Raw genomic sequence first — 13,239 nt, 5'->3', positions numbered from 1 at the left:
CGGTAGCTGGGGGACGTCGGCGACCGACGACAACGCGGCAAGCCGCGGTGCCGGGCGAGCCGGGCCCGGCCCTGATCCGTCAGACACCCCCTAGATCCCCGGTACCCCGAAGGAGACCCGCTGGAGCAGGCCGTACGTGAACTCGGCCACGCACGGCTGCGCCCCCGCGGCGAACGCCAGACGCCAGCGGGTCGGCGCGGTGCCCTCCAGCGGCCGCGCCGGGGCGAAGGCGCGCGCCACCTCGTCCACCGTCGCCGACCAGGGCCGCAGGTCGTCCGCCGACTCCAGTACGGGACCCCGCGCGCCCGGGGCCCGTACCAGCCACTCGTTCCACACCGCCCCGTCCGGCGCGGCCAGCACCTCGAAGCGCAGGTCCGGCCAGAGCGGCACCGGCCAAAGCAGCGCCTCGCACTCCAGGTCCCCGATCCTGCGCCGCTCCGCGGACTGCGGCGGGCCGAGCACCGAGCGGTAGCGGGCGAGGGCGCCGCGGGAGCGGGGTGAGCGAACCATCGCCTGCCAGCGCTTGTTCGCCTCCCGCTGCTCAGCGAGCGAGGCGCCGAGCCGCCTGCGGGCCTCATCGGCGAGGTCCGGCTGGAAGTCCGCCATCCTGCGCAGCAGCACCAGCTGGAAGGCGGCCGGCCCGAAGGGTCCCCGGGCGCCCGGAGTCGGATTCGCTGTCATGGAGCCCACGATTCCACACAGGATCCTTACGTTCCCGGGATCCGTATGTTGCCGGGGACCGCGTAGCCTGCGGGCGCTATGAACTACTGCCCCGCATGTCGGAGGCACCTCAACGGCGCGCTGGCATGCGCCGGGTGCGGAACCCCGGCCGAGTACCTCATGCCCGCCGCGCCCGCCGCCGCGCCCGCGACCGCGCCGGACGAGCCCGCGCCGCAGCCCACGCTGGCCGGCGTGTACGCGGACTCGCTCGTCGTGCTCTCCGCGCCGAACGAGCGCAGGGCCGGTGCCCGCCGCCGCACCACGCAGCGCAAGCGCCGCCGGACCGTGCTGACCATCGGGCTCGGACTGCTGCTGGCGACCGCCGGCTCGCTGGGGGTGGCCAAGATGGCCACCGACGGGCAGCGCAGCGACCGGGCCGCCACGGTGGTGCTCACCGATGACGCCGGTCCGCAGCAGCCCGCGCCGCTGCCGGACCTGCCGACGTCCGGCGCGCCCGCGGGCCCGTCGGGGAAGGCCACCGCGAAGGCCGCCGCCGGACCTGCGAAGAAGAGCGGTAGCGGGGCGCCTTCCGCGGGTGCCGCGCAGCCGGCGCCGGTGTCCTCCGCCCCCGCGCCCTCGGTGTCGGGGTCGGCGTCCGGTACTACCCGCCCCGGGGTGAAGCCGACCGCGTCGGGGAAGCCGTCGCAGAGCGCCACCGGCAGCCCGCAGCCGCCGACCCCCACCCCGACGAACCCCGCGCCCACGCCGACGCCGCCCGAGGACTGCGGCTTCCTGGGCTGGAAGTGCTGGTAGGGGCGACGGTCAGCTGCCGAGCATCCGCCTGAGCAGGTCCCGCAGCGCCGTCCGCTCCTCTGCGGACAGGCCGGCCAGCGGCTCGCGCGCGAAGTCCAGCGACTCGCGCAGTCGCTCCGCCGTCTGCAGGCCCTCCTCCGTGGGGGCGGCCAGCTTCACGCGGCGGTCGGCCGGGTCCGGGCGGCGCTCGACCAGGCCGCGCGTCTCCAGCCGGTCGACTATGCCGGTCACGTTGGAGGGCTCGCACCTCAGCTTCTGCGCGATGCGGCGCATCGGCATCGGCTCCAGGGAGAGCAGGTTCAGCACTTTGGCCTGCGCGCCGGTCAGCTGGTGGCTGGCGGCCGCATTCTCGTACTCCATGTGGTACCGGGTCACGACGTCGCCGATGAGTTCGACGACCTCGACGGTCACTGGGTCTGCGCGACGACTGGGCATGGATCCAGAGTACCCATTTACTTGACAACATGAAATATCCAGGCGCATGGTTGTTTCACCTAGTGAAGCAATTTCGTTCTTACCAGGAGCGCCGCATGTCTCAGATCCCCGCCGTCAGCCGCGAGTGGCACCTCGTCCGTCGCCCGCAGGGCTGGCCCGTCGCCGAGGACTTCGCCCTGCGCGAGGTGCCCGTGTCCGCCGAGCCCGCCGCCGGTCAGATCCTCGTGCGCAACCTCCACATGTCCGTGGACCCGTACATGCGCGGCCGGATGAACGACGTGAAGTCCTACATCCCGCCCTTCCAGCTCGACGAGCCGATGCAGGGCGGCGCGGTCGGCGAGGTCGTCGCCTCCGCCGCCGAGGGCTTCGCCGTCGGCGACCACGTCCTGCACCACCTGGGCTGGCGCGAGTACGCGGAGCTCGACGCGAAGTTCGCCACCAAGGTGGACGCCTCGCTCGCCCCGCTCTCCGCCTACCTCGGCGTGCTCGGCATGCCGGGCCTGACCGCCTACGCCGGCCTCTTCGAGGTCGCCTCCTTCAAGGAGGGCGACTCCGTCTTCGTCTCCGGCGCGGCCGGTGCGGTCGGCAGCCTCGTCGGCCAGTTCGCCAAGATCAAGGGCGCCTCCCGGGTGATCGGCTCCGCCGGCTCGGACGAGAAGGTGACGCTCCTCACGGAGAAGTACGGCTTCGACGCCGCCTTCAACTACAAGAACGGCCCCGTCGCCGAGCAGCTCCCGGTGGCCGCCCCCGAGGGCATCGACGTCTACTTCGACAACGTCGGCGGTGACCACCTGGAGGCCGCGATCTCCTCGATGAAGGTGGGCGGCCGGGCCACCCTGTGCGGAGCGATCGCCGGATACAACGACACCGAGCCCACCCCCGGTCCGCGCAACCTGATGATGGTCATCGGCAAGCGGCTGCGCCTGCAGGGCATCCTCGTCAACGACCACGCCGGACTGCAGCAGCAGTTCGTCCAGGACGTCGCCGGATGGCTGCGTTCCGGAGAGCTGCGGTACGACGAGACGGTCGTCGAGGGCGTCGAGAACGCGACGTCCGCCTTCCTCGGCATGCTGCGCGGCGAGAACACCGGAAAGATGATCGTTTCTTTCACCGGCTAGGCTCACCCCACACCGTCGTGACCGTGGGCGCGAGTCGCGGCGATTACCAGGAGGATCTTTTTACATGTCCATCCAGTACTCCGACGTCGCGTACACCGCTGTCGCCACCGCCGAGAACGGCCGTGACGGTCGCGTCGCCACCAACGACGGCCAGCTCGACGTCGTCGTGAACCCGCCGAAGGAGCTCGGCGGCAGCGGCGCCGGCACCAACCCGGAGCAGCTGTTCGCCGCCGGTTACAGCGCCTGCTTCCAGGGCGCCCTGGGTGTCGTCGCCAAGAACGTGAACGCCGACATCTCCGGCTCCACCGTCACGGCCGAGGTCGGCATCGGCAAGAACGACGAGGGCTTCGGTCTGATCGTCAAGATCTCCGCCGTGATCCCGAACGTGGACGCCGCCACCGCCAAGGACCTCATCGAGAAGGCCCACGAGGTCTGCCCGTACTCCAAGGCGACCCGCGGCAACATCACGGTCGAGCTCGCCGTCTGATCCGCCGCAGTCCGGCGAAGGCCGCACCCCCGATCGGGGGTGCGGCCTTCGCCGTAGACTGACGCCATGCGTGATCTTGCAGGGGGTTTCCGGTATCTGCTGGCCGGACAGCGGTGGGTGCTGCGGCACGGACGGTGGCTGGGCTTCGGGCTGTTGCCCGGGCTGGTCTCCCTCGTCCTGTACGCCGGAGCGCTGGTCGGGCTCGGCTACGGCGCCGACGACCTCACCGCCTGGGCCACTCCCTTCGCCGACGGCTGGGGGTCCCCGTGGCTCGGGCTCTTCCGGGGCTTCCTGACCGCCCTGGTCTTCGCCCTCGGACTCTTCCTTGCGGTCATCACCTTCACGGCCGTGACCCTGATGATCGGCCAGCCCTTCTACGAGTCCCTCACGGAGCAGGTCGACCGGAGCGAGGGCGGCGAGGTCCCCGAGTCCGGGCTCCCGCTCTGGCTGGAGCTGTGGATCTCGGCCCGCGACAGCGTGAAGGTGCTCGGCCGCGTGGTGCTGTACGGGATCCTGCTCTTCGCCCTCGGTTTCATCCCCGTGATCGGGCAGACCGTGGTGCCGGTGCTCGGCTTCTGCGTCTCCGGGTACTTCCTGACCCAGGAACTCACCGCCGTCGCCCTCCAGCGGCGCAGGGTGGACCTGCCCGAGCGGCTGGTGCTGCTGCGCTCGCGGCGGATGCTGGTGCTGGGCTTCGGCGTGCCACTGGTGCTGGCGTTCCTGGTGCCGCTGGTCGCCGTGTTCCTGATGCCGGGCGCGGTGGCGGGGGCCACGCTGATGGTGCGGGACCTGACCGGGGCCGACGAGGCCGACGGGGCCGACGCCGGAGCCGGCCCCACTGAGGACGACGCCACGACCACGGCCGGTGGGGGTACCTCCCAGTGGTAGCCGGGGGGAGTTTCGGGCCGCCGCCGCCCGCCTACTCGTGACTAGCGCTTGAGCATAGTGATCGCCCCGACCGTGTCCTCCCCGCCGTGGGCGGCCGGGTCGGCGGTCAGCCGGCGCCGCATCAGGTCCAGGTACGGGGAGATCAGCTCGGCGCTGACCCCCTGGTCCTCGGCGGTGCGCAGCAGGGTGCCGCTGGCGGCGACCTGCATGGCCAGGTTGGACTCCACCCCGGTGGTGAAGTCCCGCGAGGTCAGCCGCTCGGCGGCGTTGCCGACGAAGAAGCCCATCGCGCCGAGCCACTCGGACAGCAGCGGAGACAGGTCCTTCGGGGCGATGTCCTCGCCCTCGATCAGCGCGTAGGCGTGCGAGATCCCGGCGAACAGCCCCGTCATCGCGCTGAGCAGCGCCACGTCGTGCAGGGCGGCGTGCCCGGGGTCCTCGCCGACGAAGCGGGCCCCGGCCGGGACCTCCAGGGCCGCCCGGTGCGTGTCGAAGAGCGCGCGCGAGCCGCTGTAGAAGACATATCCCCCGCTCTCAGGGGCGCCGATCATCGTCGGCGTGGCCATGATCCCGCCGTCCGCGAACCGGGCCCCGCGCGCCTTCGCCCAGGCGGCCCGTGCGCGGCCCTCGGCCGGGGTGCCGGTGGTGAGGTTGACCAGGTCCTTGCCGGTCAGGTCGGCGCCGTCCAGGGCCGATCCGACGGAGGCGTCGTCCAGCAGGCAGACGACGACGAGCCGGTTCGCGGCCACCGCCTCGGCGGGGCTCGCGGCGACGACGGCCCCCTCGGCGGCCAGGGCCTCGGCCTTGGCGGCGGTGCGGTTCCAGACGGTGAGGGGATGCCCGGCGGCGAGCCAGGTGCGGGCCAGGGCGGTGCCCATGTCGCCGAGGCCGAGCAGGGTGAGGGGGACGAGCGGGGTGGGCGAATTCTGCGGTGTGTTGTCAGTCATGGCGTTTAGCCTGATGGCAGGCCATGAGGCGCTCAAGTACGCACTTTGGAGTGGGTGGTTACCCCAAGGTGAGCGAGCAGGTGGGAGGGATGTGCGGTGGCGGTGGCACGGAGGCCCGGTGCGGAGCACTGCGGGATCGCCGCGGCGATGTCCGTGATCGACGGAAAGTGGAAGGTCTCGCTCCTTTGGGGGCTGGAGCAGCGCCCCCGGCGCTTCGGTGAACTGCGCCGGCTCGTCCCGGGCGTCTCGGAGAAGGTGCTCGCCGCCCAGCTGCGCGAGCTGGAGACGGACGGCATCGTGCACCGCGAGGTCTACGACGAGGTCCCGCCGCGCGTCGAGTACTCCCTGACCCCGCTGGGGGAAGAACTGAACGCGGCCCTGGAAGACCTCGGGAAATGGGGCGCCAAGCACCTTCTCCCGGATCCGGCGTAGGTCCCGGCCCGGCCGCCGGCGGTCCCTTCCCGAGCCCCGCTGTACCCAGGCAGGGCCCGTAGTATGCATGGCGGCAACTGCCAAGGCTGTCTCTCACCGCCCTTGAGTCCGCCCCGGCCCGGAGCTTCGGCACGGAGGTCCGGAGCCGGGCAGCGGCTTGCCCAGCAACGACCGGCCGTCGGGCCGAGGACCGACCAGCAGTAGGGACACAGCAGTGACAGTCAGTACCGCGGGCCCGGTGACCGCGCTGCCCACGGGCGGACCGGCCGCGCCCGCCCGCCCGATAACGGCGGCCTCGGGCACGCTGCGCTCCCGGGGCACGCTCCTGCTCCTCGAAGCCGCCGTCGCCTTCGCGGCGGCGCTCGTCCTGCCGGTGCTGGCCCGCGGCTTCAGGCTCAACCCGCTGGACAGGATCGCGCAGGTCAGCGGTCTCGCCGCGATCCAGCTGCGGTTCGCGCTCGTCGGCCTGCTGTTCATCGGCGCGGTGGGGCTCGCGATGCGGCTGCGCCGCGGCCGCCACTTCGACCTGGCCGCCCGGATCGCCGCCGCCGCCATCGCGGGTCTGGCCAGCGGCTTCGTCGCGGCCGGCGCCGTCGTCGCACTCCACGGCACGCCGTGGCCGATGTTCGGCCTCAACGGCGACAGCGGCCGCATCGTCGAGTGGGCCCAGGCGGTGGCCAACGGCCGGCCCTCGGGCTCGCCGGTCTACCCGCCGGCCCCCCTCTACACCCTCGGCCACTACGCCGAGTGGTTCCGCGGCGGCAACACCGCGTACGCCTTCAAGGACCTCCAGATCCTCGGCGCCGCCGCCTTCGGTCCGCTGGTCTACCTCTGCTGGCGCATGCTGCTCAGCCCGGTCCGTGCGCTCGCCTTCGGTGTGGCGCCGGCCTTCGCGCTGATCGACGCGTACAAGCCGTACAGCCAGACGGTGCTCGTACTGCTGGTGCCCGTGCTGGTGGCGATGGTGGTGTCGCTGCGCCGCAGCGGGACCGACGGCTGGCGGCCCCTGCTGCTCAAGGGCGCCGGCTTCGGCGCACTGCTCGGCCTGCTGTTCCTCACGTACTCGGGCTGGTTCCTGTGGAGTGCGGCGGGTGTGCTGTTCGCCGCGCTGCTGTACTTCCCGTGGCGGACCGGCCGCCTCAAGGGCGCGGCGTTCCTCGGCGCCACCCTGGGGGCCTTCCTCGTGGTCGCCGGGCGCTACCTGGCGGTGATGCTGACCGAGGGGCAGACCACAAAGGACTACAACTTCCGCTTCGACAACTTCACCGACCCGGCCTACTACCTGATGTGGCGCACGGACATGCCCGGCAAGGTGGGCGACTGGCCGCCGCCGGGCGAGTACGGCGGGGTCGGGTTCTTCGCCCTGGTCACCTTCCTCTGCCTCGGTGCCGCGATCTGGCTGGGCAGCCGCAGGCCGATGGTGGTCACCATCGCGGCCATGTTCATCAGCGCGTGGGTGATGCGGATGTACATCGCCTCGCACATGTACGAGACGCAGACCGTCCAGCTGTACACCCGGACCAACAACCAGCTGCTCTACTGCGGGCTGCTGCTGTGCGCGCTGGTCGTCCATCTGGTCTCGCAGCGGATGGCCGCCGCCCGGCCCACGGCAGGGGCCGACGGCACGTCCCGTACCGGCTTCCCGGGACGCGAAGGAGCGGTGATCGGGGCCCTGTGCGCCCTCCTGCTGCTCCTCGGTACGGTCTCCTCCTCGATGGCCGACCGGTACATGCCGGCCAAGGACGGCACCTACCGGATCCTGCCGTGGGTGTCGCACACGATCACGGAGCGGGACGGGAGCTGCCCGAAGTTCGCCCCGGGCGGTACCTGCTCCAAGGACGGCGACCAGAGCTGGCTGAGCTACATCCGATGACTCGAGGAAACCGATGATCTCCGCACTGACGCGGCTGGCCGACTGGTCGGCCAGGTCCCCCAAGCGGTTGTGGCTGGTCGCCTTCGCGCTGTTCTTCGCGCTCACGGGCTCCTGGTCCGCCGCCAGCCCGCTCGCGGGTTCTCCCGACGAGCACGCGCACTTCATCCGCGCGGCGGCCGTCGCCAGGGGGCAGATCGGCGGACCCAAGGTGATGGTCCCGCACGTGGTGGCGGGCATCGAGGGGCAGTTCGCCGAGACCGGCGTGCAGCTCCCGGAGTGGTACAAGGACCTCCCCACGCTCCACGAGTGCTACTCGTGGAAGCAGCGGACGCCCGCGTCCTGCGCGCCCCCGCTCGGGAACTCCGAGAAGATCACGCAGGCCACCACCGCGGCCGGCCGCTACCACCCGGCCTACTACCTGGCGACGGGCTGGCCGAGCCTGCTGGTCGACGGGCCCAAGGGGCTGTACCTCATGCGCTTCGTGTCGGCGCTGCTCTGCTCGGCCATACTGGCCAGCGCGCTGGTCACGGCCGCCGAGTGGCGGCGGCGCTCGCTGGCGGTGCTGGGCGTACTGGCCGCTGCCACGCCGATGACGCTGTACATGGGCGGCATGGTCAACCCCAGCGGCGGCGAGATCGCCGCGGGGATCCTGGTGTGGACGGCCATGCTGTCGATCGTGCTCTCCCCGGACCCGCGGCTGCTGAACCGCCGGCTGGCCAGGCTGGGCATCGCCGGCCTGGTGCTGATAAACATCCGGCCGCTCGGGCTGATCTGGTTCGCGGGGGCCGTCGTCTTCAGCCTGCTGCTGGCGGGCCGCGGCGTGATCGGGTCGGTGCTGCGCCGCAAGGCCCTCTGGCTGTGGACGGCCCTGCTGGGGCTGGCCGCGGCCGGTGCGCTGCTCTGGGCGGCGAAGCACCCGGACCACTCGGCGATAGACATCCCGAAGGACCTGACCATGGGGGTGGCCGCGAAGCGCACCCTCGGCTTCACCAGCGACTACATCCACCAGATGATCGGATTCTTCGGCTGGCTGGACACGCCCGCGCCCGCCCTCACCTGGCTGTTCTGGTTCGGTGTGATCGCGACGTTCGCCGCGCTGGCGCTGGCGTACGGCCGTAAGCGCGAGACGGTCGCGGTGCTCGGCATGACGGCGGCCGTCGTGATGGTGCCGGTGATCGCCCAGGCCTCGCAGGCGGAGCGGATCGGCATGGTGTGGCAGGGCCGCTACCTCCTGCCCTTCGCGGTCGGACTGCCGCTGATGACCGTGCTGATCTGCGCCACGCGCTCCCCGGACCGGGGATTGCCCTGGCGCCGGCTGGCCGGGTTCTGCGTCGTCGCCCTCACGGTCGCCGACGTGGCGGCGTTCTACTGGACGCTGCGCCGCTTCGCGGTCGGGACCAGCGGCTCGTGGGTGCCGACCCACGCCCACTGGGCCCCGCCGGGCGGCTGGGCCGTGTGGGTCGGTGTGTACTCGGTCGCGGCCGTGCTGCTCGTGGTGCCGGCCTTGGTGTCGGACCGGCGGCCCGTCGCGCCGCAGCCCCCGGACCGGGACACCCCGCACCCCGGGCACCACTCGCGGGTGCCCGAGCCCGCCTGACGGCCGGGGTCGTCAGGCCCCGGCCACCGCGACCTCGACGGTCACCACGGACGGCGTACGGTCGTCCGCCTCGGCCAGCAGCGCGCCGCCCGGGCCCCATACGGCCGCGCCGCCGCAGCCGGTCCACGGGCCCGCCTGGCCGACGTGGTTGGCGAGGACGACGTACAGGCCGTGCTCCTTCGCGATCCCCGGGTGGACGGTGGCGCGCTCGTGGATCCCGTCGCCCGTCCCGTAGAGGGAGCTCGCGAGGTGGACGCGGCAGCCGTCGGCCGCGGCGCGGCCGGTCAGCTCCGGGAAGTGGTTGTCGTAACAGACGCCCAACGAGAAGCGGATCCCGCCGAGTTCGAAGCGCCCGTCGCGCTCGCCGGGCCGGAAGACGCCCTGCTCGTGCCGGTAGAGGTGCTGCTTGGCGTACGTGGTCACGTGCGCGCCGTCCGCGTCGTGCACCAGCGTCGCGATGGCGGGCCGCGCGCCGCCGGTAGGCAGGGCGACATTGACCGCGGTGGCGATGCCGGCGGAACGCAGTGGATCCAGCCGGGGATCGTCGGCGCCCGTCCACAGGCCCGGGTCGGCGGCCAGCGCGTCCGGCTCGTAGCCGGTGAGCGTGAACTCGGGGAACACCACCAGCTCGGCCCCCTGTTCACGGGCCAGGCCGGCGAGGCCGGCGGCCTGCGCGGCATTGGCGCGGACGTCGGCGGGTATGCAGGTCAGCTGGGCTGCGGCGATCTTCACCCGGCTCAGCCTAAGGGGTGTCCGGGCCTCTCAGCAGGGTGAGGAAGGCGCGGAACGCGGCGGGCATGTCCACCGATTCGGGGGCGAGCAGCCACTGGTACTGCAGACCGTCGCTGACGGCCGCCAGCAGCGGAGCGGCCTGTTCCGGGGTGAGGCCCGACGGGAGGCGCTCGCCGAACTCGGCGCGCAGCATCGCCGCCATCTCGCCGCGTACCTGGGCGTAGCGCTCGGTGAAGAACTCCCGCGCCGGGTGCCCTTCGGTGACGCTCTCGCCCAGCAGCGCCGAGAAGGTCTGCACGATGCCCGGGCGCATGGCGTTGTACTCCACCAGCGAGGCCAGCAGGTCCAGGCGCCAGCTGCCGGCCGAGGCGCGTGAGCCGCCGCCCGTGTCCCAGCGGTCGCGCTCCTCCAGCACCGCGACCAACAGGGCCTCCTTGGTCGGGAAGTAGTGCAGCAGCCCCTGCTGGGTCAGGCCCACGCGCTCGGCGACCGCGCCCAGCGACGCGCCCCGGTAGCCGCGCTCCGCGATCACTTCGAGGGCCGCGCGGACGATCTCCCCGCGACGCTCCTCGCTCCTTGCCCTGACCATCGCCCCGGCACCCCTTCCGTTCACAGCTGCCAGCAGGACCGTACGCCATTCGCATATCACGAAGAGATTACGAACCCTACCGCTCGCCAGGTGACGGGTCCACGATGGGGGCACCGCACCGCACCCGCACCGCACCCAATGAGGAGGCACGGCCGTGACCGATGCCGATCAGGCCCGCGAGAACGCCGTAGAGGCGGCGCTGGGCAAGCTGGATCTCGACACCAAGGCCCGCCTGCTGGCCGGCCAGGACATGTGGTCCCTGCCCGCCCTCCCCGAGATCGGGCTTCAGTCCCTGGTCATGTCCGACGGCCCCATCGGGGTGCGAGGCGTGCGCTGGACCGCCGACGACCCGTCCGTCGCGCTGCCCTCCCCGACCGCGCTCGCCGCGGCCTGGGACCCCGCGCTCGCCCGCCGCGCCGGCCGGCTCCTCGCCCAGGAGGCCCGCCGCAAGGGCGTCCACGTCCTCCTCGCGCCCACCGTCAACCTGCACCGCTCCCCGCTCGGCGGCCGCCACTTCGAGTGCTACTCCGAGGACCCCTACCTCACCGGCGCCGTCGCCGCCGGCTACGTGAACGGCGTCCAGGACGGCGGGGTCGGCACCACCGTCAAGCACTTCGTCGGCAACGACGCCGAGACCGAGCGCTTCACCGTCGACAGCGTCATCGCCCCGCGCCCGCTGCGCGAGCTGTACCTGGCGCCCTTCGAGGCCATCGTCGCCAATGCCCACCCCTGGGGCATCATGACCGCCTACAACCAGGTCAACGGCACGACGATGACCGAGCACCGGTACCTGGTGAACGAAGTCCTGCGCGGCGAATGGGGCTTCGACGGATTCAACGTCTCCGACTGGATGGCCGCCCGATCCACCACCGGCGACATCGAGGGCGGCCTCGACGTGGCCATGCCCGGCCCGCAGACCGTCTACGGGAGCGCCCTCGCCGAGGCAGTCCGCGCCGGCGAGGTCCCCGAGTCCGCCGTCGACGCGGCCGTACGCAACGTGCTGCGGCTCGCCGCCCGCGTCGGCGTCCTGGAAGGCGCCCCCGCCGTCGTCACCGAGGCCCCGGAGGCCATCGACGGCCAGGCGCTGGCCCGCGAGCTCGCCGCCCGCGGCTTCGTCCTCGTCCGCAACGAGGCCGTGCTCGATGAAAACCCGGCGCTGCCGCTCGACGCGGCCGCCGGCCGCACCGTCGCCCTGATCGGCGCCGCCGCCCGCGATGCCCGCGTCCTCGGCGGCGGCTCCGCCACCGTCTTCCCCGAGCGGGTCGTCTCCCCGCTCGACGGCCTCACCGCCGCCCTCCGCGACCGGTCAGGGGTACCGCCCACCTACGCCGTCGGCGCCGACCCCTCCGACGAACTGACCCCCGCCGGCCAGGGCTTCGAGCTCCGTGCCGTCTGCCGCGACGCCTCCGGCGCCGTCCTCGGCGAAGGCAGCCTCCCGTCCGGCCAGGTCCAGTGGATCGGCGAGGACCTGCCCGCGGGCGCCACGTACGAGACGATGGCGACCATCGAGGTGACCGGGACGTTCCTGCCGAGGGAGAGCGGTGAGCACGCCTTCGGCACCCGGGGGCTGGGCGCCTTCACCCTCACCGTCGGCGGTGAGACCCGGTGGCAGGGCGTCCAGGAGATGGGCAACGAGGCCGACCCGTTCGAGGCCTTCTTCGGCGCCCCCAGCGAGCGCACCCGGCTCACCCTCACCGAGGGGGAGCCGGTGGAGGTGTCACTGACCTACCAGGTCCCCGACATGACCGCGCTGCCGCTCAAGGCGATCATGTTCTCGCTGCTCCACCTCGGTCCGCGGCGCGACCCGGAGGAGCTGATCGCCGAGGCCGTGGCGGCCGCCCGCGCCGCCGACACCGCCGTCGTGGTCGTCGCCACCACCGAGCGCGTGGAGTCCGAGGGCTTCGACCGCCGCGACCTCACCCTGCCGGGCCGTCAGGACGACCTGGTCCGCGCGGTCGCCGCCGCCAACCCGAACACCGTGGTCGTCGTCAACGCCGGCTCCCCGGTCGAGCTGCCTTGGCGCGAGGAGGTGGCCGCCGTGCTGCTGACCTGGTTCCCCGGGCAGGAGGGCGGGGCCGCGCTGGCCGACGTACTCCTCGGGGAGGCGGAGCCCGGCGGCCGGCTGCCCACGACCTGGCCGGCCCGGCTCGCCGATGCGCCCGTCACCGAGGTCGTGCCCACCGAGGGGCGCCTGGAGTACCGCGAGGGGCTCTTCATCGGCTACCGGGCGTACGAGGCCGGGTCCATCACCCCCGCCTTCCCCTTCGGGCACGGCCTCGGCTACACCGACTGGGCGTACGAGTCCCTGGAGGTCACCGGCACCACGGCCCGGGTCCGCGTCACCAACACGGGCAGCCGGCCCGGCCGCGAGGTCGTTCAGATCTACCTGGCGCCCGTGGCGACGGCGTCCGACAGCGCGCAGAGCCCGACGGTGGAGCGCCCGGCGAGCTGGCTGGCCGCCTTCGCGGGCGTCGAGGCGGGCCCCGGCGAGAGCGTCGAGACCGAGATCGCCCTGCCCGCACGGGCCTTCGAGATCTGGGACGAGGGGACCCGCGGCTGGCAGCGGATCGGCGGCACCTACGAGGTCCGCGCGAGCCACTCGCACGGCGATGCGCGGCTGTCGGCCACGCTCGACATCCCGTAACACGCCGTAACCGCAGGAATGGCC

Annotated in this window: 13 protein-coding genes; 8 read left to right on the top strand and 5 right to left on the bottom strand. The window is 72.7% G+C overall.

Features of this window, described 5'->3' with window-relative positions; translation table 11 throughout:
• Positions 1-90: 90 nt before the first annotated feature.
• Positions 91-681, bottom strand: a complete 591-nt coding sequence (locus ACFYOB_RS06985; RefSeq protein WP_388555524.1) for a hypothetical protein — start codon at positions 679-681, stop codon at positions 91-93.
• 159 nt (positions 682-840) lie between these two features.
• Between ACFYOB_RS06985 and ACFYOB_RS06980 the strand changes: the two genes are divergently transcribed.
• Positions 841-1,473, top strand: a complete 633-nt coding sequence (locus ACFYOB_RS06980; protein WP_388555521.1) for a hypothetical protein — start codon at positions 841-843, stop codon at positions 1,471-1,473.
• Positions 1,474-1,482: 9 nt separating this feature from the next.
• On the opposite strand, the gene ACFYOB_RS06975 is transcribed toward ACFYOB_RS06980, so the two are convergent.
• A complete protein-coding gene (locus ACFYOB_RS06975; RefSeq protein WP_388555518.1) occupies positions 1,483-1,908 on the bottom strand; it encodes a MarR family winged helix-turn-helix transcriptional regulator in 426 nt (141 codons plus the stop codon).
• Between the two features lie 95 nt (positions 1,909-2,003).
• Between ACFYOB_RS06975 and ACFYOB_RS06970 the strand changes: the two genes are divergently transcribed.
• The 3 genes from ACFYOB_RS06970 (at position 2,004) to ACFYOB_RS06960 (ending at position 4,401) form a co-directional block, all read left to right on the top strand.
• Positions 2,004-3,026 carry an NADP-dependent oxidoreductase gene (locus ACFYOB_RS06970; RefSeq protein WP_388555515.1) on the top strand — a complete coding sequence of 341 codons (1,023 nt, stop codon included), beginning with the start codon at positions 2,004-2,006 and terminating at the stop codon, positions 3,024-3,026.
• A 64-nt stretch (positions 3,027-3,090) separates the two neighbouring features.
• Complete coding sequence (locus ACFYOB_RS06965) at positions 3,091-3,513, top strand: organic hydroperoxide resistance protein (RefSeq protein WP_328925522.1); 423 nt, start codon at positions 3,091-3,093, stop codon at positions 3,511-3,513.
• 66 nt (positions 3,514-3,579) lie between these two features.
• Complete coding sequence (locus ACFYOB_RS06960) at positions 3,580-4,401, top strand: EI24 domain-containing protein (RefSeq protein WP_388555512.1); 822 nt, start codon at positions 3,580-3,582, stop codon at positions 4,399-4,401.
• A gap of 41 nt (positions 4,402-4,442) precedes the next feature.
• On the opposite strand, the gene ACFYOB_RS06955 is transcribed toward ACFYOB_RS06960, so the two are convergent.
• Positions 4,443-5,348 (bottom strand): NAD(P)-binding domain-containing protein, encoded by a 906-nt coding sequence (locus ACFYOB_RS06955; RefSeq protein ID WP_388555509.1) that lies wholly within the window; start codon positions 5,346-5,348, stop codon positions 4,443-4,445.
• Positions 5,349-5,450: 102 nt separating this feature from the next.
• On the opposite strand from ACFYOB_RS06955, the gene ACFYOB_RS06950 reads away from it, so the two are divergent.
• The 3 genes from ACFYOB_RS06950 (at position 5,451) to ACFYOB_RS06940 (ending at position 9,250) form a co-directional block, all read left to right on the top strand.
• Positions 5,451-5,780: a winged helix-turn-helix transcriptional regulator gene (locus ACFYOB_RS06950; protein WP_388555507.1), complete on the top strand. Its 330-nt coding sequence runs from the start codon at positions 5,451-5,453 to the stop codon at positions 5,778-5,780.
• A 214-nt stretch (positions 5,781-5,994) separates the two neighbouring features.
• The gene (locus ACFYOB_RS06945) at positions 5,995-7,653 is read left to right on the top strand and encodes a hypothetical protein (RefSeq protein WP_388555504.1); all 1,659 of its coding nucleotides are present in this window, start codon (positions 5,995-5,997) and stop codon (positions 7,651-7,653) included.
• 13 nt (positions 7,654-7,666) lie between these two features.
• Positions 7,667-9,250, top strand: coding sequence for a DUF2142 domain-containing protein (locus ACFYOB_RS06940; RefSeq protein ID WP_388555502.1), 1,584 nt, complete (start codon positions 7,667-7,669; stop codon positions 9,248-9,250).
• A 12-nt stretch (positions 9,251-9,262) separates the two neighbouring features.
• On the opposite strand, the gene ACFYOB_RS06935 is transcribed toward ACFYOB_RS06940, so the two are convergent.
• Positions 9,263-9,982, bottom strand: a complete 720-nt coding sequence (locus ACFYOB_RS06935) for a carbon-nitrogen hydrolase family protein (protein ID WP_388555499.1) — start codon at positions 9,980-9,982, stop codon at positions 9,263-9,265.
• A 10-nt stretch (positions 9,983-9,992) separates the two neighbouring features.
• On the bottom strand, positions 9,993-10,571 hold the full coding sequence (locus ACFYOB_RS06930) for a TetR/AcrR family transcriptional regulator (RefSeq protein ID WP_388555496.1): 579 nt from the start codon (positions 10,569-10,571) through the stop codon (positions 9,993-9,995).
• 154 nt (positions 10,572-10,725) lie between these two features.
• On the opposite strand from ACFYOB_RS06930, the gene ACFYOB_RS06925 reads away from it, so the two are divergent.
• Positions 10,726-13,215: a beta-glucosidase gene (locus tag ACFYOB_RS06925; RefSeq protein WP_388555493.1), complete on the top strand. Its 2,490-nt coding sequence runs from the start codon at positions 10,726-10,728 to the stop codon at positions 13,213-13,215.
• Positions 13,216-13,239: the final 24 nt, after the last annotated feature.

This window comes from Streptomyces sp. NPDC006463 (assembly GCF_042870715.1).
GTDB lineage: Bacteria > Actinomycetota > Actinomycetes > Streptomycetales > Streptomycetaceae > Streptomyces.
The sequence above is the reverse complement of the archived record's forward strand: the minus strand, read 5'-3'. Positions and strand labels throughout refer to the sequence as shown.

Coding starts and splice junctions, on each gene's coding strand:
- ACFYOB_RS06985 (WP_388555524.1), bottom strand. CDS start 681: ATGACAGCGAATCCGACTCCGGGCGCCCGGGGACCCTTCGGGCCGGCC.
- ACFYOB_RS06980 (WP_388555521.1), top strand. CDS start 841: ATGCCCGCCGCGCCCGCCGCCGCGCCCGCGACCGCGCCGGACGAGCCC.
- ACFYOB_RS06975 (WP_388555518.1), bottom strand. CDS start 1,908: ATGCCCAGTCGTCGCGCAGACCCAGTGACCGTCGAGGTCGTCGAACTC.
- ACFYOB_RS06970 (WP_388555515.1), top strand. CDS start 2,004: ATGTCTCAGATCCCCGCCGTCAGCCGCGAGTGGCACCTCGTCCGTCGC.
- ACFYOB_RS06965 (WP_328925522.1), top strand. CDS start 3,091: ATGTCCATCCAGTACTCCGACGTCGCGTACACCGCTGTCGCCACCGCC.
- ACFYOB_RS06960 (WP_388555512.1), top strand. CDS start 3,580: ATGCGTGATCTTGCAGGGGGTTTCCGGTATCTGCTGGCCGGACAGCGG.
- ACFYOB_RS06955 (WP_388555509.1), bottom strand. CDS start 5,348: ATGACTGACAACACACCGCAGAATTCGCCCACCCCGCTCGTCCCCCTC.
- ACFYOB_RS06940 (WP_388555502.1), top strand. CDS start 7,667: ATGATCTCCGCACTGACGCGGCTGGCCGACTGGTCGGCCAGGTCCCCC.
- ACFYOB_RS06930 (WP_388555496.1), bottom strand. CDS start 10,571: ATGGTCAGGGCAAGGAGCGAGGAGCGTCGCGGGGAGATCGTCCGCGCG.